Consider the following 20,091-nt stretch of genomic DNA (forward strand, 5'->3'; position numbering starts at 1 on the left):
GCGTTATGAGTATAAGCAATGCAGTAACCAAAGAAGAGTTCGATTTTGACCAAGCAACCACGGAACCGGAAGCTCTTGGAAAAGCAAAACGAACAGTCACTAAGAAAACCGAAGCAAAAGAAGAAGTTGAAGTTACGTCTAAAAGTTTAGATGCCACTCAACTCTACTTAGGCGAAATCGGTTTCTCACCACTACTAACCGCTGAAGAAGAAGTGCTATACGCACGTCGAGCTCTACGCGGTGATGAAGCAGCACGTAAACGCATGATCGAAAGTAACCTGCGTTTAGTGGTAAAAATTTCACGTCGTTATAGCAACCGCGGCCTTGCACTTCTCGATCTAATCGAAGAAGGCAACCTAGGTTTAATTCGCGCCGTAGAGAAGTTTGATCCAGAGCGTGGCTTCCGCTTCTCAACTTACGCGACATGGTGGATTCGTCAAACCATTGAACGTGCGTTAATGAATCAGACTCGCACTATCCGTTTGCCAATCCATGTTGTGAAAGAGCTGAATATCTATCTGCGTACCGCAAGAGAGCTATCACAAAAACTTGATCATGAACCAACGGCGGAAGAAATTGCTTCTAAGCTAGACAAGCCAGTTGGTGATGTGAGTAAGATGCTTCGTCTAAACGAAAGAGTGAGCTCTGTAGATACGCCAATTGGTGGTGACGGTGAGAAAGCACTGTTGGATATTATTCCAGACATCAACAATTCAGACCCTGAGGTTTCAACTCAAGATAGCGATATCAAGAACTCGTTGATTTTCTGGCTTGATGAACTGAATCCTAAGCAGAAAGAAGTGCTTGCACGTCGCTTTGGACTACTGGGTTACGAACCGTCAACACTAGAAGAAGTAGGCCGTGAAATTAGCCTGACTCGTGAACGTGTTCGTCAAATCCAAGTTGAAGGTCTTCGCCGTCTGCGTGAGATTCTTATCAAGCAAGGTCTGAATATGGAAAACCTGTTCAACGTAGAAAACGACTAATTGAACGGATGATGCTTCTCTAAATAGAAGACAAATAAAAACGCTGACTTTAAGTCAGCGTTTTTTTGTTTGTGGCTTTGGTATTTCATGCCGTCTAATGAAAATAGCAGTACGGCCATAACAAGCTATTTGGTAAGAAACTAAAGCAGCTTCTTCAAGCGGTAAAGTTCTTCTAATGCTTGGCGAGGAGTTAGATCATCAGGATCAACATTCGCTAGCGCTTGCTCTACTTCACTCGGTTCTGGGATCAGGCTCAGTTGGTTTGCGATATCGACACCGCTTGGCTTCGATGTTGGCGACTCCATACTTAACGCTTCTAACTGAGTCAGCTTCGCACGAGCATTCTTGATCACTGCTTTCGGTACGCCAGCTAAACCTGCAACCGCTAGACCATAAGATTTACTTGCAGCACCTTCTTGAACTGCGTGCATAAAGGCAATGCTATCACCATGTTCAACCGCATCTAAGTGTACGTTTGCTAAAGTTGGAAGTTGGTTAGGTAGTTCAGTTAGCTCAAAGTAGTGCGTTGCAAACAGTGTCATCGCATTGATTTGATTGGCTAGCCACTCTGCACTTGCCCAAGCCAGAGACAGGCCATCGTAAGTACTGGTACCACGACCGATTTCATCCATTAGCACAAGGCTGTTTGGTGTTGCATTGTGCAGGATATTTGCGGTTTCTGTCATCTCAACCATGAAGGTTGAACGGCCAGAAGCCAAATCATCGGATGCGCCAATACGCGTAAAGATACGGTCGATAGAGCCGATGGTTGCGCTTTCTGCAGGAACATAACAACCGATATGAGCCATCAATGCGATGAGTGCCGTTTGGCGCATGTAGGTCGATTTACCACCCATGTTGGGACCCGTGATGATCAGCATCTTACGTTGATCATTCAGGTCGATAGGGTTAGCAATGAAAGGTTCGTCCATCACTTGTTCAACAACAGGGTGACGACCGGCCTGAATTTGTACGCCAGCAGACTCTGTCATGGTTGGACGACAGTAATCAAGGGTATCTGCACGCTCAGCCAAGTTCTGTAGAACATCAAGCTGAGATACTGAAGAGGCGATATTTTGTAGGCGCTCTAGATACGGCAGTAGTAAGTCAAACAACTCTTCCCACAGCTGTTTCTCGATAGCGAGTGCTTTCGACTTAGAGTTAAGTACTTTGTCTTCGTGCTCTTTTAGCTCAGGAATGATGTAACGCTCAGCATTTTTCAGCGTTTGACGACGAACATAGTGTGGCGGCACAAGATGGCTTTGCCCACGGCTTACTTGAATGAAGAAACCATGTACGTTGTTGTAGCCAACTTTTAGCGTGTCGATGCCATGACGTTCACGCTCTTCTTGCTCAAGCTTATCAAGAAATTCAGTTGCGCCTGCTGCAAGGTCGCGCCATTCGTCTAACTCGGCATTGTAGCCTTCTGCAATCACACCACCGTCACGGATAACCACCGGTGGGTTCTCTTTGATTGCACGTTCAAGCAGCTCAGAAACCTCATCCACAGGAGAAGCATATTGAGCAAGTTGAGTTAGGTATGGGTGCTTCAGTTGCGTCAGTGTTTCAGCAAGCTCTGGCAAATATTCCATTGCTTGGCGAAGACGCGCCATATCGCGAGGGCGAGCAGAGCGAAGTGCTAATCGAGCGAGAATACGTTCGATATCACCAATCTGTTTTAAGGTTGGCTGTAGTTCTGTGAATAGAGCCAAATCTTTCATTTCACCAATTGCATCTAAGCGCTGATCGAGTGCAGATATATTGCGCATTGGTTGATGTAACCAACGCTTAAGCATACGGCTACCCATTGCTGTCGCAGTGTGATCAAGTACTTCGGCAAGGGTGTTATCAGTACCACCCCCAAGATTTTGCGTGATCTCCAAATTACGACGAGTTGCAGCATCAAGGATCACCGAGTGATCTTGTTTATCCATCGTGAGTGAACGGATATGAGGGAGGGCAGTACGTTGGGTATCTTTCACGTATTGGATCAAACAACCAGCCGCACATAGACCCAGTTTCGCGCTTTCTACGCCAAAGCCAACCAGATCGCGAGTACCAAACTGCTTATTCAATTGCTGCTTAGCGGTGTCTAATTCAAATTCCCATACAGGGCGGCGGCGGTTGCCATTACGGCTTGCCATTAAATCGACGGGTTCGAAATCTTCAGGGAACAGCAGCTCACGCGGAGAGGTTCTTTGTAGCTCAGCGGCCATCGCTTCTTCTGTTTCTGGCTCGCAAAGTTGGAATCGGCCAGAGGTAATATCAAGTGTCGCATAACCGAATTTACCGTTGTGGTGATAAATGGCTGCAATTAGGTTATCAACGCGTTCAGAAAGCAAGGCTTCGTCGGTTACGGTACCCGGTGTCACGATACGCACTACTGCGCGCTCAACAGGGCCTTTTGAAAGTGCTGGATTACCAATCTGTTCACAAATTGCTACGGACTCACCAAGTTGCACTAACTTTGCAAGGTATCCTTCAACCGCATGGTATGGAACACCTGCCATCGGAATCGGTTCACCATTTGATGAGCCACGCTTAGTCAGTGAAATATCGAGGAGTTGAGAGGCTTTTTTAGCGTCATCGTAGAAAAGCTCGTAGAAATCGCCCATGCGGTAGAACAGCAGAATTTCTGGGTTTTCTGCTTTCAGTTTTAGATACTGCTGCATCATGGGAGTATGTTTTTGATCGGCTTTCACAGTTAACTTCTTTCGTTTATTTCTATTGCGGCTTAGGATACGTGAAAGCGTTTCGTGCGAAAAGCGGCTGATGCGAAAAGATGCGAATCCAAATGATATGACAGTAAATAAAGGGAAGCAGATGATGCAGATGACTCAAGACCTTAGTGAGCAGCTTGGACATTTACTCGCTAAACACAAACACGTGTTAGTGACGGCTGAATCTTGCACTGGCGGAGGTGTCGCGAGTGCAGTCACCGATATTGCGGGCAGCTCTGGATGGTTTGATCGCGCTTTTGTTACGTACAGCAATGAAGCCAAACAAGAGATGATCGGTGTACAGCTTAAAACATTAATGGAGTTCGGCGCCGTGAGTGAGCCTGTCGTAATAGAAATGGCGAGCGGGGCATTGCAACATTCAAACGGGACGATCTCTGTATCAATCAGTGGCATCGCTGGCCCAGGTGGCGCGACCGAAGATAAGCCTGTTGGTACAGTATGCTTCGCGTGGAAAGCGCTAAATGGCTGGGATAAAGTAGAAACGCATGTATTTACAGGCGACAGATCACAAGTACGCCAACAAGCCACGCACCATGCCCTGCAAGTTATTTATGATTACCTATCAATGGAAGGTAAGTAACATTTGTACAAATTATTTTCATACAGGTATAGACACTGTATGAATCAACAGTATAATGAAAGCCAATTAGTCACCCCTATGTGGGTTAGAAATAGATTCTAGATCGCTTGTTGAGACAACCGATTATGTGGAGATAGAAATGGACGAGAATAAACAAAAAGCGTTAGCCGCAGCCCTTGGTCAGATTGAAAAGCAATTTGGTAAAGGTTCTATCATGCGTCTTGGTGATAACCGCACAATGGACGTAGAAACTATTTCTACAGGTTCTCTATCTCTAGATATCGCACTAGGTGCTGGTGGCCTACCGATGGGACGTATCGTAGAAGTTTACGGTCCAGAATCATCAGGTAAAACAACGCTAACGCTTGAGCTTATTGCTGCAGCACAGAAAGTGGGAAAGACGTGTGCATTCGTTGATGCGGAGCACGCACTTGACCCTATCTACGCTCAAAAGCTTGGTGTTGATATCGATGCACTTCTTGTTTCTCAACCAGATACTGGTGAGCAAGCGCTGGAAATCTGTGATGCACTGGCTCGTTCAGGTGCAATCGACGTTCTTGTTATTGACTCAGTAGCAGCCCTAACACCAAAAGCAGAAATCGAAGGCGAAATGGGCGACAGCCACATGGGTCTTCAGGCTCGTATGCTTTCTCAAGCAATGCGTAAGCTGACGGGTAACCTTAAGCAGTCTAACTGTATGGCTATCTTCATTAACCAAATTCGTATGAAAATTGGTGTGATGTTCGGTAACCCAGAAACAACAACAGGTGGTAACGCACTTAAGTTCTACGCATCTGTTCGTCTTGATATTCGCCGTACTGGTGCGATTAAAGATGGTGATGAAGTTGTTGGTAACGAAACTCGTATCAAGGTCGTTAAGAACAAGATTGCTGCACCATTCAAACAAGCTGAGACTCAAATCCTTTACGGTAAAGGCTTCAACCGCGAAGGTGAGCTTATCGACTTAGGTGTTAAGAATAAGCTAGTAGAAAAAGCAGGCGCTTGGTACAGCTACAAAGGCGATAAGATCGGCCAAGGTAAAGCTAACGCTGGTAAATACCTACGTGAAAACCCAGTAGTTGCTCTAGAGATCGATACTAAACTTCGTGAGTTACTACTGACTCCTGCTGTTCTTGAAGAGAAAGACGTAGAGAAAGAAGAAGAAAACGAAGAGCTATAAGCTCACGTTTTATAGAGTGGATGTTTGAAAGAAGCATCCGCTTTGAAAGAATTTAAAGCCTCGCATATTTTATGCGGGGCTTTTTTATTGGATCTGCTCCGTCGAGCATGTCTTTGGTCAAATCTCTTTCGTTGACTGAGTTTCTTCGGTACTAGGTCGTCAATTTAGTTCTGCTTTTCCACGGCAAGATATAGTGGAATATTCTTCATTTTATCGAATTCCCACTAAAATCCTGCCCAAGGGTGTCTTTTCTACAAGAAAACTAGTCGAAGCCTTAACCATGATCTACAATACGGCAAAATTCTAACTCGACTATTTTCAGGAAGAGCTGCATGTACATGAGCACTGATGAGGTTCGCAACGCGTTCCTTAAGTTCTTTGAGAGCAAAGAACACCAAATCGTAGACAGTTCATCGTTAGTTCCACATAACGATCCAACCCTGCTATTTACTAACGCAGGTATGAACCAATTCAAAGATTGCTTCTTAGGCGCCGAAAAGCGTGCCTACACTCGAGCAACTACGGCTCAGCGTTGTGTACGTGCGGGTGGTAAACACAATGACCTTGAAAACGTAGGTTTCACGGCTCGTCACCACACGTTCTTCGAAATGCTAGGCAACTTCAGCTTTGGCGACTACTTCAAAGAAGAAGCGATTGGATTTGCTTGGGAATTCCTGACTGAAACTCTTCAACTGCCAAAAGACCGCCTGCTGGTAACGGTATACGAGACAGATGATGAAGCATTCGATATCTGGAACAAGAAAGTAGGTGTTCCTGCTGACCGTATCGTTCGCATTGGCGACAAAGAAGGCGGTAAACAGTTCGAGTCTGATAACTTCTGGACGATGGGTGACACAGGTCCTTGTGGTCCATGTACTGAAATCTTCTACGATCACGGTGAGCACATCTGGGGCGGCCGTCCTGGTACACCTGAAGAAGATGGTGACCGTTTCATCGAGATCTGGAACAACGTATTCATGCAGTTCAACCGTCACGCTGACGGCACAATGGAACCGCTACCTAAGCCTGCTGTAGATACAGGTATGGGTATTGAGCGTATTTCTGCAATCATGCAGGGCGTTCACTCTAACTACGAAATTGATGTATTCCAAAAGCTAATCAAAGCGACTGCGGAAGTTGTTGGTCATGACGATCTATCTAACCAATCGCTACGCGTTATTGCTGACCACATCCGTTCTTGTTCATTCCTAATTGCTGACGGTGTTATGCCTTCAAACGAAGGTCGTGGCTACGTTCTACGTCGTATTATTCGTCGTGCAGTTCGTCACGGTAACAAGCTTGGCGCACAAGGCGTGTTCTTCCACAAACTTGTGGGTGTGCTGGCTGAAGTGATGGGCTCTGCGGCAGATGAACTTAAGAAACAGCAAGAGCTTGTTGAAAAAGTACTTCGCATTGAGGAAGAGAACTTTGGTCGTACTCTAGAGCGCGGCATGGTTATTCTTAATGACGCACTAGATGCACTTGAAGGCAAAGAGCTTGACGGCGAAACAGTTTTCAAACTTTACGATACATACGGCTTCCCAGCTGACCTTACTAACGATGTAGCTCGCGAACGCGATTTTACTATCGATGAAGAAGGCTTTGAGAAGGCGATGGAAGCACAGCGTAAGCGTGCACGTGAAGCAGGCCAATTCGGCACGGATTACAACGCGACAATCAAAGTAGACACCAACACTGAGTTCTGTGGTTACACAGCAACTGAAGGTGCTGGTGAAATCTCTGCGCTATTCGTTGACGGCGAAGAGGTTGCTTCACTATCGGCTGGCGACAAAGCAATCATCATCCTTGAAGAGACACCATTCTACGCTGAGTCAGGCGGTCAATGTGGTGATGCTGGTACACTAAAAACAGCGTCGGGTCTTTTCAAAGTACAAGACACTCAGAAGCTAGGTAACGCATTTGCGCACCACGGTGAGCTAGTTGAAGGTGTATTTGCTAAGGGCGATAAAGTAGAAGCAACGGTTGACGCTGAGCGTCGAGCTGCTATCTCACTAAACCACTCTGCCACTCACTTACTTCACTCTGCATTGCGCGAAGTGCTAGGTGAGCACGTTGCTCAGAAAGGTTCTTTAGTTAAGCCAGACAACCTACGTTTTGACTTCTCTAACCTTGAAGCGGTAACACCAGCACAGATTAAAGAAGTAGAGCGTCTAGTTAACGCACAAGTTCGTAAGAACCATGTGATTGAAACGAACATCATGGACATCGAGTCAGCGAAAGAAAAAGGTGCAATGGCACTGTTTGGCGAGAAGTACGATGATGAAGTTCGCGTTCTATCTATGGGCGACTTCTCTACTGAACTTTGTGGTGGTATCCACGCTTCAAACACAGGTGATATCGGCCTATTCAAGATCACTTCTGAAGGTGGTATTGCTGCGGGTATTCGTCGTATTGAAGCGGTAACAGGTGAAGCTGCACTAGATGCAGTAGAAGCTCAAGCTAACGCTTACGAAGAGAAACTGGCTGAGTCAGCTAAGAAAGCGAAATCGCTAGAGAAAGAAATCCAACTGCTTAAAGAAAAGATGGCTGCTGCAGAAAGCGCAAACATCATGGGCAAAGTAGAAGACATCTCTGGTACTAAAGTTTTGGTTGCTGCAATTGAAGGCGCAGACAACAAGAACCTACGTACTATGGTTGATAACGCTAAAAACCAAGTAGGTAGCGGCATCATCCTGATCGCGAACGTAGCAGACGGTAAAGTTGGCTTGATTGCTGGTGTAACCAAAGACCTAATCGGCAAAGTAAAAGCGGGTGATCTCGTCAAGATGGTTGCTGAGCAAGTTGGCGGTAAAGGCGGCGGTCGTCCAGATATGGCTCAAGCGGGCGGTACAGACGTTGCAGCACTGCCAGAAGCGCTTAAATCTGTGCGTACTTGGCTAGAAGAGCGTCTTTAAGCTTAAGTAATTGATACAAAGATGCCCAATCAGTTGATTGGGCATCTTTTATTTTGCCTATTGGAAGTGTGTTTAAACAAGGTTTGATTGAGATTAACCAAGAAGTCTAATGGTGGCGTTAGACTCCTTGGTTAATTTTTTATTGCTTCGCCCTGACGCGGAGTATGTGTTTTTTTGTCATATATAGACATTGGTCTTGGGAAGGTGAGGACGGGTGAAAATGCCTCTTATCGTGCAGAAATTTGGTGGAACGTCGGTGGGTTCAATTGAACGAATCCATCATGTAGCAGAAAAAATCATTGAAGCGAAAAATGAAGGGAACCAGATCGTGGTTGTCGTTTCTGCTATGTCTGGTGAAACAAATCGGTTAGTTAATTTAGCCACGCAAGTTGATAGCGTACCAAACGCTAGAGAACTGGATGTGTTGTTAACGGCTGGCGAGCAAGTTTCCATGGCCTTGTTAGCAATGACGTTACACAAGTTAGGTTATGAAGCGACATCGATGACTGGCTATCAAGCCAAGATACACACGGATTCTAATCATAATAATGCGGCGATTGAGCGTATTGATACTGCTCCGATTCAAGCTCTGCTAGATGACAACCAGATTGTTATTGTTGCAGGCTTTCAAGGATTCAATGCGAAAGGTGATATCACGACATTAGGCCGCGGTGGTTCAGATACTACAGCGGTCGCGCTTGCAGGTGCCTTGCAGGCGAAAGAATGCCAGATCTATACTGATGTAGATGGTGTTTACTCTTGTGACCCTAGAGTCGTAAAACAATCTCAGAAATTAGATACTTTAGACTTTCCTTCTATGGAAGAGATGGCTCGCCGAGGCGCTAAGGTATTGCACCTTCCTTGTGTTCAGTATGCATGGCAGCACAACGTGTCATTGCGAGTGCTTTCAAGCTTTGAACAAGGCGAGGGCACATTGATCGCGGGTAATCAGTGTTTGAATGATATTGCTGGCATCGCCATCCAAAGAGATATGGTGCGTATCGAGTGTTTGAATGAAGATTTACCGTCTTTCATTTCACATTGCCAACTGTTGGGGATCGAAGTCTGTAGTGTGATCGAGGAAACAGAACGGGCAGCACTCATTATTAAACAAGACATAAGTGCCAAATTAAAACTAGTTTTTGCTGAGAAAATCCGTAATAGTGAACAGGTTAGTTTGTTAACTGTGGTAGGAAGCCGAACACAAGAAATTGTGGTCAGTTCACATGGATTGTTGTCTGAAGGCGAAATTGATGTACAGCATCACTTATTGCAGCAGCAGTCTTTAACTTTGGTGATATCACCAACGCAAGTCGATATGGCTGCTAACATATTACACAATGCATACATCGTAGCGCGTGAAACACAGGGTTATCCTAAAAAAGAAGTGCATTTTGGTTAAATAAACTCAATCGATAGTTTACGAAAATATAACTTTTGTTGGATAATGCTCTCGTAGCTAGATAAATTTAGAGATTACTCAAGGAGCAAAGAATGCTAATTTTGACTCGCCGCGTTGGCGAAACACTGATGATTGGTGATGAAGTAACAGTTACTGTACTAGGCGTTAAAGGTAACCAAGTACGTATCGGTGTTAACGCACCTAAAGAAGTATCTGTTCACCGTGAAGAGATCTACATGCGCATTCAAGCTGAAAAAGGTAATGGTAACGTTGCATCTGGCAACTACTAATACTTTTGCGTAGAGAAGAGGCTAGCATTGTTGCTAGCCTTTTTTGATCTTGGGGAACCGAAACACTGATTGGGACATAGATGGGTTGGATAACGGATCGGTCTCAAAGTGGTGAAGTGAATGCTTTGTGATGCTGCGAGATACAGACAAGGTTGAACAGAACTGTTGCTCTGTATTTTGTTTGGCAAAACTCAAGATTTATTCGCTTCCCCTATGGCGAAAATACGCATCCCGTAGTATTGTGCCATCAGCGGTAGCACTTGCTGCTGGAGAAATTAGATAATTGTTTTCGGCTGTTTATTATTGCCAATCTTTCACCTTAATTTTTAAGGGAAAAAGCGCGATTTGAATCTTATAAGTTCAATTTGCAAGCGCTTTGATTAAATAGCAAACGGTTGAGTGTTTTTGTCCAATTTTTTTCAATAAAGTGTTTGACATATTTTCGGTAAAACGTAATATGTGCCTCCGCAAGACGGTGAGGTGGCCGAGAGGCCGAAGGCGCTCCCCTGCTAAGGGAGTATGTGGTTTGTAGCTGCATCGAGGGTTCGAATCCCTCCCTCACCGCCATTTCTTGCGAGTCTAAAATTAGCAATTTAGACAATGTAAATGTGCGTCCTTAGCTCAGCTGGATAGAGTACCTGGCTACGAACCAGGCGGTCGGAGGTTCGAATCCTCCAGGACGCGCCATTCTCTCTTCTCTTACTTGTAAGTGATTTGAGAATAATGAATTAGGTGAGGTGGCCGAGTGGCCGAAGGCGCTCCCCTGCTAAGGGAGTATGTGGTTTGTAGCTGCATCGAGGGTTCGAATCCCTCCCTCACCGCCATTCATTACAGGCCGATGGCCTTTTTTTTTCTTCGTAGCAAGAAGAATGTGATATATTTCACAACTTCATTCTTAATGAATGAACACCGTGCGTCCTTAGCTCAGCTGGATAGAGTACCTGGCTACGAACCAGGCGGTCGGAGGTTCGAATCCTCCAGGACGCGCCACTATTTAAGGGTTTATTTCTTTTAAGAATGAAAGTCCTTGTATTGACTAAGTTGATACTAAAACCGTGCGCTCTTAGCTCAGCTGGATAGAGTACCTGGCTACGAACCAGGCGGTCGGAGGTTCGAATCCTCCAGAGCGCGCCACTATTTAGGGTTTAGTTCTTATAAGAATGTGAATCCTGATATTGATAAATCGTTCGTCGAGAATTAATATCAAAAACCGTGCGTCCTTAGCTCAGCTGGATAGAGTACCTGGCTACGAACCAGGCGGTCGGAGGTTCGAATCCTCCAGGACGCGCCACTATTTAGGGCTTCTTTCTTATAAGAACAGAAATCCTTGTATTGAGTTGTTGTTGTTTACAACGAATTGATACTAAAACCGTGCGCTCTTAGCTCAGCTGGATAGAGTACCTGGCTACGAACCAGGCGGTCGGAGGTTCGAATCCTCCAGAGCGCGCCACTATTTAGGGTTTCTTTTATGAACCCCTGATATTGGGAATACCGATATCGAAAACTGCGCGTCCTTAGCTCAGCTGGATAGAGTACCTGGCTACGAACCAGGCGGTCGGAGGTTCGAATCCTCCAGGACGCGCCACTCTTTAGGGTTTCCTTGTGAACTCCTGATATTGGAAATACTGATATCGAAAACCGTGCGTCCTTAGCTCAGCTGGATAGAGTACCTGGCTACGAACCAGGCGGTCGGAGGTTCGAATCCTCCAGGACGCGCCACTATTTAGGGCTTTTTTCTTATAAGAATGAAATCCTTATATTGATCTCTTGTTAGTAACAATGAATTGATATTAAAACCGTGCGCTCTTAGCTCAGCTGGATAGAGTACCTGGCTACGAACCAGGCGGTCGGAGGTTCGAATCCTCCAGAGCGCGCCACATTATTAGAAAAAGCCTCGTTTATACGAGGCTTTTTTTATGTCTGCTGCAAATTTGTTGCGACAATGTTAAATTTGTTAGTTGTTTAACTTGTTGTATTTAAAGTAGTTCTTGATTGCTTCTTTGTTATTCCACCTTTCTCATATCAATTCCCAGAAAAGCCCCGTTTAAGTCACAGTTTAAATATCTAAAAATGACGTATTTGACAGATTTATGTGATCTGATAGGCGAATAATTAACCTTATGTGTGCGTTATCCGTAACAGAACCTTAAACAAAATTGACAAACTTTTACCAATCGAGATAATCCATGGGTCGGGATCACTATTCGCTGAAATCCTGTACGTATGTCAGGATGACGAAGAAAGGAAGCAACATGACTAATATTGGAAGCCTGCTAGGAGATGCGGCGACTCTAATGATAACGGGGATGTCCGTTGTCTTTATTTTCCTAACTATTCTAGTTTACCTCGTTCGGTTGATGTCAAAACTGGTACCAGAAGAAGTACCAGAGCCGATCGCAGCACCTAAAAAAATTCAAAAATCACAATCAAACCCTTCAGCTGTTAGTCCACAGGTAGTGGCAGCAATTTCGGCCGCGGTTCATCAATACCGTGCGTCTACTGCTAAGTAGCATTTAAAGGATTAAAAAGGAGTTTATGAGCATGTCTAAACCACTAGCTATCACAGATGTGGTACTTCGTGACGCGCACCAGTCACTATTTGCTACTCGTATGCGTATCGAAGATATGCTGCCAATTGCGGCAGAACTGGATAAAGTCGGTTACTGGTCTCTAGAGACTTGGGGCGGCGCGACATTTGATTCGTGTATCCGTTTTCTTGGAGAAGATCCATGGGAGCGTTTACGTGAACTTAAAAAAGCGATGCCAAACACACCAATGCAGATGCTACTGCGTGGTCAAAACCTGTTGGGTTACCGTCACTACGCGGATGATGTAGTAGAAAAATTTGTTGAACGTGCCCATAAAAACGGCATGGACGTATTCCGTATCTTTGATGCGATGAATGACGTACGTAACTTTGAAAAAGCAGTGAAAGCAACGATCGACGTTGGTGGCCACGCTCAAGGTACGTTGTCTTACACAACCAGTCCGGTTCACAACTCAGATACTTGGGTTGATTTGGCCAAACGCCTAGAGGACCTAGGTTGTCACTCACTATGTATCAAAGATATGTCAGGTTTATTAAAGCCGTATGAAGCAGAAGAGCTGATTACACGTATCAAAGCATCGTGTGACGTTCCTCTAGCACTGCATAGCCACGCGACAACTGGTCTATCGACTGCAACAGCGGTTAAAGCCGTTGAAGCGGGTATCGACATTCTAGATACCGCTATTTCTTCAATGAGCTGTACTTACGGTCATACGCCAACCGAAACGGTTGTTGCGATGTTAGAAGGTACAGAGCGCGACACGAATCTTAAACTAGACCAAATCGAACCCATCGCGGCTTACTTCCGTGATGTACGTAAAAAGTACGCGAAATGGGAAGGTCAGCTAAAAGGTGTCGATTCTCGCATCTTAATCGCTCAAGTTCCTGGCGGAATGTTAACTAACATGGAAGGCCAGCTTAAAGAGCAAGGCGCCGCCGATCGCATGGATGAAGTTCTAGAAGAGATCCCACGCGTACGTAAAGAGCTTGGTTACATTCCTTTAGTAACACCAACTTCTCAGATTGTCGGTACTCAAGCGGTTATTAACGTCTTAACGGGCGAACGCTATAAGAGCATCACGAAAGAGACTGCTGGTCTACTGAAAGGTGAATACGGTCAAGCTCCTGCTGAAGTGGATGCTGAACTGCAAGCGAAAGTTCTAGACGGTGCAGAGCCGATTACTTGTCGTCCTGCTGATTTACTTAAGTCTGAAATGGATACGTTAACGACGGATCTGTTAGAGAAAGCGAAATCAGAGGGTATCTCTCTAGCTGAAGATACGGTTGATGATGTACTGACTTACGCGCTCTTCCCACAAGTGGGTCTTAAGTTCCTTAAGAACCGTCGTAATCCTGAAGCATTTGAACCTGCACCAACGCTAGAAGTTGCGGCTCCAGTTGCTGCAGCTCCTGTACAAGCTTCTGGTGGTATTGAAAGCTACAGCGTGAAGGTTGATGGTCAAGTTTACGATGTTGAAGTTGGCCCACAAGGTGAACTGACATCGGTGGCGCCATCTGCAAAACCTGCTCAGGCTGCACCAGTAGCAGCGTCTGACGCTGAAGCGGTTCCAGCTCCATTGGCGGGTAACATCTTTAAAGTAAACGTTCAGGCGGGTACTGAGGTTTCTGAAGGCGACGTTCTACTAATCCTAGAAGCGATGAAGATGGAAACGGAAGTTCGTGCTGCTCGTGGTGGTATCGTTCAAGAATTGAATGTTAAAGAAGGCGATGCAGTTACTGTAGGCGCTCCACTACTAAGCTTAGCGTAAGGGAGTACCATGGAAGGATTGATGACCTTATGGTCTGAAACAGGGATTGCGAACTTTGAGTTCGGCCAGATCTGTATGATGCTGGTTGGTTGCTTACTGTTGTTTTTGGCAATTCGTAAAGGATTTGAACCGTTACTTCTACTGCCTATTGGTTTTGGTGCTGTATTAGCAAACATTCCAAATGCTGGGTTTACTGATCCAGGTGGTTTGCTCTACTACGTCTACTACATTGGTATTGAGACAGGTATTTTCCCACTGCTGATCTTTATGGGTGTTGGTGCGATGACGGACTTCGGTGCGTTGATTGCGAACCCTAAAACGTTGTGGCTAGGGGCTGCGGCTCAGTTTGGTATCTTCGCGACGCTATTTGGCGCGATCTTGCTGAACTACGTTCCAGGAATGGAGTTCTCGATGGCCGATGCTTCGTCAATTGCGATCATTGGTGGTGCCGATGGCCCAACTGCGATCTTCTTGGCAAGCAAGTTATCTCCGGATCTTTTAGGTGCCATTGCAGTAGCGGCTTATAGCTACATGGCTTTGGTTCCTATCATTCAGCCACCAATCATGAAAGCGTTAACGTCTCCTGAAGAGCGCAAAATTAAGATGGCTCAACTTCGTCACGTTAGCAAAGCCGAGAAGATTCTTTTCCCGCTTGCTGTACTACTGATGACGATTTTGTTCCTACCTTCAGCAACACCTCTAGTTGGTATGTTCTGTTTGGGTAACTTAATGCGTGAAGCGGGTGTGGTTGATCGCCTTTCAAAAACAGCTCAAAACGAACTGATTAACGTTGTAACTATTTTCCTAGGTCTAGGGGTTGGTTCTAAGCTTCAAGCGGATACGTTCTTGAACTTAGAAACACTGGGTATTCTAGGTTTAGGTGCGGTCGCGTTCAGTATCGGTACGGCGGGTGGTGTATTGATGGCTAAGGTGTTGAACCGATTCTCGAAAGAGGACATCAACCCACTGATTGGCGCAGCTGGCGTATCGGCGGTTCCAATGGCGGCACGTGTTGTGAACAAGGTTGGTCTTGAGGCAAACCCTCAGAACTTCTTATTGATGCATGCAATGGGTCCGAACGTAGCCGGTGTACTTGGTAGTGCGGTTGCGGCGGGCATTCTATTAGCTCTCGTGGGCTAGTGGATTTGCTGGGTCATGTATCGTTACGTTAATTGGTCGTCAATTTACGAATGAGCGGTTAACTTAGCCTTATTAAATGGTTTATAGTCAAAGGGATGCTTTCGCATCCCTTTCTTTTTATTAATTAAGGTGCTTGCTCACTAGGGCTTTTATCAATCAAGGAAATGTGGAAATGGAAAATAAACAGATTGCGATTACTCAATTCGGCGGCGTCGAAAACCTAAGTATTCAAACCAGTGCGATCCCTGAGCCTAAGGCTGGAGAAGTGGTGGTTAAAGTTTCCTTTTCAGGCATTAATCCGATTGATGTCAAAACCCGAGCGGGCCTTGGTTGGGCGGCAGCACAAAACAAAGATAACCTACCTTGGGTACCTGGCTACGATATTTCAGGGCAAATTGTCTCGCTAGGCGAACAGGCTGAACGCTTTACTGTTGGTGATAACGTAGCTGGCTTTATTGGTTTTCCACTGCAAGGTGGCGGTTACAGCCAATATGTGTGTGTTCCAGAAGCTGCATTAAGTATGGTTCCTGATTCTGTCACTCTAGAAGCGGCAGCTGCATTACCACTCGCGAGTCAAACAGCGGCACAAGCGCTCAACAAAGCCGAAGTGAAAGAAGGCGACCGCGTGCTTATCTTGGCGGGCGCGGGCGGCGTTGGTCACCTTGCGGTTCAAATTGCAGTGGCAGCAAAAGCAGAGGTTTACACAACCTGCAGCGAAGCCAACCTTGATTACCTTGCGACGCTAGGTGCTCACGCGATTAACTATAAGTTTGCGCCAGCATCAGAAAGAGTATCTGATGTCGATGTGTTGATTGATTTGGTCGGTGGCGATACCGCGCTTGATGCATTGAAGTGCCTAAAAGATGGCGCAAGAGTAGTAACCGTTCCAACTCTATCTGCAGAACTGATCTGCGAAAAAGCCACACTACTAGGTTTTACTGCATCAGGCATGCTAGTTGAACCAAACCCTGAGCAAATGGACACCATGCTTTACATGGTCAGTGTCGGATTGCTCAAAACAGAAATTCAAGGTATCTACCAGTTAGACGAGGCGCAGTCGGCGCACCTGCAGGTTGAAACCGGACACACCAGAGGCAAGGTGCTACTTAAAATGCAAGAAAGTTGATAGGCAGTGTTAGAATTTTTTAACTCCCTTTTTGAAAATATCGCGCTGTGGTTCTCGGACTCGGCGCTGTGGGTACTCTTCATCAGTGGCTTCTTGAGTGCCACGTTACTACCCGGTGGTTCAGAAGCTAGCCTTGTGGCTGCATTGAGCTTAGATCAGTTTTCAACCTCATCGATCATTCTAGTGGCGACATTAGGCAATACCTTAGGCGGCCTGACTAACTATTGGATTGGTTTGTGGTTGCCTAATCGAACTCAATCTGAAAAGCATGGTCATAAGGCTATGGCTTGGCTGAGTCGCTATGGCTACTGGACACTGTTATTTAGTTGGTTACCGATCATTGGTGACCCTTTGTGTCTCGCTGCGGGTTGGCTAAGAATGAAATTCATCCCTAGCGTTATTTTGATAGCGATTGGCAAAGCCGCTCGCTATAGCTTACTTGCTGCTATCTACTTCGGTTTTTTCTAAGGAGAACCTATGAAAAAGGTTTTACTTGGTACATTTTCTCTTATCGCCATTGCAGGCTGTTCTTACAATGTACCTAGCTCAACGCCCTTCTTTTCCTCGTTACCTGAAGGTGTCACTCTGTTAGAAGAGGTAAAGCCCTCTAAAGATAAAGTGGTGATTCCTTACACCAAGTATCAGCTTGAAAACGGCCTGACAGTTATTCTTTCCCCTGATGATTCCGATCCGTTGGTGCATGTTGATGTGACTTATCACGTCGGTTCAGCACGTGAAGAGATAGGCAAGTCGGGTTTTGCTCACTTCTTTGAGCACATGATGTTCCAGGGTTCTGAGAACGTTGGGGACCAACAGCACTTTAAGATCATTACCGAAGCGGGTGGTTCGTTAAACGGCACGACCAATCGTGACCGCACCAACTACTTTGAAACTGTTCCTTCTAACCAACTTGAAAAAATGCTGTGGTTAGAATCAGACCGAATGGGCTTCTTGTTGGATGCAGTTTCTCAGAAGAAATTTGAGGTGCAAAGAGGCACGGTCAAGAACGAGCGAGCGCAGAGCTACGAAAATCGTCCTTACGGCTTAATGTGGGAACGCATGGGCGAAGCGCTATACCCAGAAGGTCACCCTTACTCTTGGCAACCAATCGGCTATGTTGAAGATCTTGACCGTGTTGACGTGAATGATCTTAAAGCGTTCTTCCTGCGTTGGTACGGCCCAAACAATGCCGTGTTAACGATTGGTGGTGATATCGACGTTGATGATACGCTAGAATGGGTTAACAAGTACTTTGGTTCAATTCCTCAAGGCCCTGAAGTGAAGGCGGCAGAGAAGCAACCTGCTGTTCTAACAGAAGATAAATACATCACCTTAGAAGACAATATTCGTCAGCCGATGGTGCTGGTGGGGTGGCCAACAACGTATCGCGGTGAAGAGACGCAAGCTTCACTGAATGCATTGTCTAACGTGTTAGGTTCAGGTACCAACAGTTACCTATATCAAAACCTCGTAAAAACGCAGAAGGCCGTCAGCGCTGGCTCTTTCCATGATTGTGCTGAGTTGGCGTGTACCATGTACGTGTATGCAATGGGCAACTCAGGTGAAAAAGGCGATTTGACGGTTCTCAATAAAGAGCTGATGGATACCCTGGAGCAATTCTCGAAAGAGGGCGTTGAGCAAGCGCGTTTAGACCAGATCACTGGCATGGCCGAAGCGAATGCTGTTTTTGCATTGCAAAGCGTTAAAGGTAAGGTGTCGCAACTCGCGTCGAACCAAACCTTCTATGGTCAGCCTGATCGCATTGAATCACAACTCGATCAAATCCGAGCGGTGACGCCTGAGAGCGTGAGCAAGGCATACCAAGATTTCATCGAAGGTAAGCACAAGGTTACCTTGAGTGTGGTTCCTAAGAAAAAGCTCGATTTGGCGGTTCGTGAAGCGACCTTTACCACGCCACCACGTACGTTGCCGGAATACAGCAAGGTGACGGAAGATCAACTGGATTTCAGAAAGGCACCGGATACCTTTGATCGCAGTGTGATGCCAGAAGTGAACTTTGGTGTTGAGGCGACCATGCCTGAGTTGTACCGCATGCACTTTGCAAATGGCACTGACTTAATTGGTACCGTGACCAGTGAAACGCCGACAGTACAGCTGCAAATTCAATTGCCTGCAGGCGAACGCTATGTTCGCAAAGGGCAAGAAGGCCTAGCGAACCTAACGGCTTCGATGATGGAAGAAGGCTCAACTAAACGAACCGTTGAAGAGTTACAAGCGACCTTAGATAAACTTGGTAGCAGCGTGAGCATTAGTGCGGGCAGCTACACCACAGATATTTCAGTCTCGACGCTAGAGAAAAACTTGCCTCAAACCTTAGCGATTGTGCAAGAGGTTCTATTCGATCCTAAGTTCGATGAACAAGATTTTGAGCGCGTTAAGAAACAGATGCTAGAAGGCGTTGTGTATCAGCATCAGCAGCCAAGTTGGATGGCTTCTCAAGCAACCCGTGAAGTGCTGTTTGGTGACACTGTTTTTGCTCGTGCAAGTGATGGTACTAAGGAATCTCTATCGAAATTGACCTTAGACGATGTGAAAAAATTCTATGCGCAACATTACACACCAGAAGGTGCCAATATTGTTGTTGTGGGAGACATCTCGAAGAAAGAGGTAGGGAAACAGCTACAATTCTTTGAAGAGTGGCAAGGCGATGCGGCACCATTAACGCGTCCACAGATCGTTAAAGAGCTTTCTGGTCAGCACCTGTACTTAGTTGATAAACCGGGTGCGCCGCAAAGCATTGTTCGCTTGGTTCGTAAGGGCCTGCCGTTTGATGCGACGGGCGAATTGTATTTGAGCCAGTTAGCTAACTTTAACTTAGCGGGCAACTTCAATAGCCGTATCAACCAGAACCTACGTGAAGACAAAGCCTACACTTACGGTGCAAGCGGTTACTTCGCAAGTACTCGTGAAACTGGCGCAGTGGTATTTAGCGCGCAGGTAAGGGCGAATGCGACGGTTCCATCGATTCAAGAGTTTATTAATGAGCTGAATGAGTTTAGCCAAAGTGGATTAACTGACGAAGAGGTGAAATTTATGCGCCTTGCCGTCGGTCAACAAGATGCACTTAAATACGAAACGCCAAGTCAAAAGGCGGGGTTGTTGAGTAATATTGTTGCATTGAGCCTTGATGAAGATTACCTACAACAGCGTAATCAGATAGTTGAAACGGTTTCAAAAGAGACCTTAAACGAGCTATCTAAGAAATGGTTTGACCCGAATGATTATCAAATAATCGTTGTTGGTGACGCGACTTCGCTTCGCCCGCAATTAGAAAAGTTAGATATTCCAATAGAAGAGCTTGAAATCATTCGTTAGAGTACACATTAAAGGGGGAGGGAAGAGACTCTACTTTTCTCCTCCAACCTAATTTATGATAGTTCTAATCAGAACAAT

Annotated in this window: 13 protein-coding genes and 10 tRNA genes; 22 read left to right on the forward strand and 1 reads right to left on the reverse strand. The window is 45.8% G+C overall.

Annotated elements, in window-relative coordinates:
• Nucleotides 1-5: 5 nt before the first annotated feature.
• Entirely contained in the window at nt 6-986 is a 981-nt protein-coding gene (gene rpoS / locus AB4517_RS07015) for an RNA polymerase sigma factor RpoS (protein WP_372148115.1), read from the forward strand.
• 140 nt (nt 987-1,126) lie between these two features.
• Here rpoS and mutS read toward each other — a convergent pair whose 3' ends face one another.
• Nucleotides 1,127-3,688 carry a DNA mismatch repair protein MutS gene (gene mutS, locus AB4517_RS07020; protein ID WP_017059026.1) on the reverse strand — a complete coding sequence of 854 codons (2,562 nt, stop codon included), beginning with the start codon at nt 3,686-3,688 and terminating at the stop codon, nt 1,127-1,129.
• A 124-nt stretch (nt 3,689-3,812) separates the two neighbouring features.
• Between mutS and pncC the strand changes: the two genes are divergently transcribed.
• From pncC to AB4517_RS07125, 21 genes are all read left to right on the forward strand, one after another.
• Nucleotides 3,813-4,307, forward strand: a complete 495-nt coding sequence (gene pncC, locus AB4517_RS07025; protein ID WP_029235458.1) for a nicotinamide-nucleotide amidase — start codon at nt 3,813-3,815, stop codon at nt 4,305-4,307.
• A gap of 139 nt (nt 4,308-4,446) precedes the next feature.
• A complete protein-coding gene (gene recA / locus AB4517_RS07030) occupies nt 4,447-5,487 on the forward strand; it encodes a recombinase RecA (protein WP_372148116.1) in 1,041 nt (346 codons plus the stop codon).
• Between the two features lie 332 nt (nt 5,488-5,819).
• Complete coding sequence (alaS, locus tag AB4517_RS07035; RefSeq protein ID WP_017063223.1) at nt 5,820-8,402, forward strand: alanine--tRNA ligase; 2,583 nt, start codon at nt 5,820-5,822, stop codon at nt 8,400-8,402.
• A gap of 220 nt (nt 8,403-8,622) precedes the next feature.
• Nucleotides 8,623-9,804: an aspartate kinase gene (locus tag AB4517_RS07040; RefSeq protein ID WP_017063224.1), complete on the forward strand. Its 1,182-nt coding sequence runs from the start codon at nt 8,623-8,625 to the stop codon at nt 9,802-9,804.
• Between the two features lie 92 nt (nt 9,805-9,896).
• Complete coding sequence (gene csrA, locus AB4517_RS07045; RefSeq protein ID WP_004415691.1) at nt 9,897-10,094, forward strand: carbon storage regulator CsrA; 198 nt, start codon at nt 9,897-9,899, stop codon at nt 10,092-10,094.
• A 474-nt stretch (nt 10,095-10,568) separates the two neighbouring features.
• Nucleotides 10,569-10,661: transfer RNA gene (locus AB4517_RS07050), tRNA-Ser, on the forward strand.
• Between the two features lie 43 nt (nt 10,662-10,704).
• A tRNA-Arg gene (locus AB4517_RS07055) sits at nt 10,705-10,781 on the forward strand.
• A 44-nt stretch (nt 10,782-10,825) separates the two neighbouring features.
• Nucleotides 10,826-10,918 (forward strand) — tRNA-Ser (locus AB4517_RS07060).
• 89 nt (nt 10,919-11,007) lie between these two features.
• Nucleotides 11,008-11,084: transfer RNA gene (locus AB4517_RS07065), tRNA-Arg, on the forward strand.
• Nucleotides 11,085-11,151: 67 nt separating this feature from the next.
• Nucleotides 11,152-11,228, forward strand: a tRNA-Arg gene (locus AB4517_RS07070).
• A gap of 80 nt (nt 11,229-11,308) precedes the next feature.
• Nucleotides 11,309-11,385, forward strand: a tRNA-Arg gene (locus AB4517_RS07075).
• 82 nt (nt 11,386-11,467) lie between these two features.
• Nucleotides 11,468-11,544, forward strand: a tRNA-Arg gene (locus tag AB4517_RS07080).
• A gap of 58 nt (nt 11,545-11,602) precedes the next feature.
• Nucleotides 11,603-11,679: transfer RNA gene (locus tag AB4517_RS07085), tRNA-Arg, on the forward strand.
• A 57-nt stretch (nt 11,680-11,736) separates the two neighbouring features.
• Nucleotides 11,737-11,813 (forward strand) — tRNA-Arg (locus tag AB4517_RS07090).
• Nucleotides 11,814-11,894: 81 nt separating this feature from the next.
• A tRNA-Arg gene (locus AB4517_RS07095) sits at nt 11,895-11,971 on the forward strand.
• Between the two features lie 375 nt (nt 11,972-12,346).
• Nucleotides 12,347-12,604 (forward strand): oxaloacetate decarboxylase subunit gamma, encoded by a 258-nt coding sequence (locus AB4517_RS07100; protein ID WP_004741884.1) that lies wholly within the window; start codon nt 12,347-12,349, stop codon nt 12,602-12,604.
• 31 nt (nt 12,605-12,635) lie between these two features.
• Entirely contained in the window at nt 12,636-14,411 is a 1,776-nt protein-coding gene (oadA, locus tag AB4517_RS07105) for a sodium-extruding oxaloacetate decarboxylase subunit alpha (RefSeq protein ID WP_017059560.1), read from the forward strand.
• 9 nt (nt 14,412-14,420) lie between these two features.
• Entirely contained in the window at nt 14,421-15,551 is a 1,131-nt protein-coding gene (locus AB4517_RS07110; RefSeq protein WP_019825842.1) for a sodium ion-translocating decarboxylase subunit beta, read from the forward strand.
• Between the two features lie 172 nt (nt 15,552-15,723).
• On the forward strand, nt 15,724-16,677 hold the full coding sequence (locus tag AB4517_RS07115; protein WP_017065778.1) for an NADP-dependent oxidoreductase: 954 nt from the start codon (nt 15,724-15,726) through the stop codon (nt 16,675-16,677).
• Between the two features lie 6 nt (nt 16,678-16,683).
• Nucleotides 16,684-17,145, forward strand: a complete 462-nt coding sequence (locus tag AB4517_RS07120; RefSeq protein ID WP_017059555.1) for a YqaA family protein — start codon at nt 16,684-16,686, stop codon at nt 17,143-17,145.
• A 9-nt stretch (nt 17,146-17,154) separates the two neighbouring features.
• On the forward strand, nt 17,155-20,013 hold the full coding sequence (locus tag AB4517_RS07125; RefSeq protein WP_372148117.1) for a M16 family metallopeptidase: 2,859 nt from the start codon (nt 17,155-17,157) through the stop codon (nt 20,011-20,013).
• The last annotated feature ends 78 nt before the right edge of the window (nt 20,014-20,091 follow it).

The sequence above is a fragment of the Vibrio sp. 10N.222.52.C3 genome (assembly GCF_041474195.1).
Classification (GTDB): domain Bacteria; phylum Pseudomonadota; class Gammaproteobacteria; order Enterobacterales; family Vibrionaceae; genus Vibrio; species Vibrio crassostreae_C.

Bases quoted from the DNA above. Each gene is read 5' to 3' on its own strand.
- rpoS (WP_372148115.1), top strand. From the start codon at position 6: ATGAGTATAAGCAATGCAGTAACCAAAGAAGAGTTCGATTTTGACCAA.
- pncC (WP_029235458.1), top strand. From the start codon at position 3,813: ATGCAGATGACTCAAGACCTTAGTGAGCAGCTTGGACATTTACTCGCT.
- recA (WP_372148116.1), top strand. From the start codon at position 4,447: ATGGACGAGAATAAACAAAAAGCGTTAGCCGCAGCCCTTGGTCAGATT.
- alaS (WP_017063223.1), top strand. From the start codon at position 5,820: ATGTACATGAGCACTGATGAGGTTCGCAACGCGTTCCTTAAGTTCTTT.
- AB4517_RS07040 (WP_017063224.1), top strand. From the start codon at position 8,623: ATGCCTCTTATCGTGCAGAAATTTGGTGGAACGTCGGTGGGTTCAATT.
- csrA (WP_004415691.1), top strand. From the start codon at position 9,897: ATGCTAATTTTGACTCGCCGCGTTGGCGAAACACTGATGATTGGTGAT.
- AB4517_RS07100 (WP_004741884.1), top strand. From the start codon at position 12,347: ATGACTAATATTGGAAGCCTGCTAGGAGATGCGGCGACTCTAATGATA.
- oadA (WP_017059560.1), top strand. From the start codon at position 12,636: ATGTCTAAACCACTAGCTATCACAGATGTGGTACTTCGTGACGCGCAC.
- AB4517_RS07110 (WP_019825842.1), top strand. From the start codon at position 14,421: ATGGAAGGATTGATGACCTTATGGTCTGAAACAGGGATTGCGAACTTT.
- AB4517_RS07115 (WP_017065778.1), top strand. From the start codon at position 15,724: ATGGAAAATAAACAGATTGCGATTACTCAATTCGGCGGCGTCGAAAAC.
- AB4517_RS07125 (WP_372148117.1), top strand. From the start codon at position 17,155: ATGAAAAAGGTTTTACTTGGTACATTTTCTCTTATCGCCATTGCAGGC.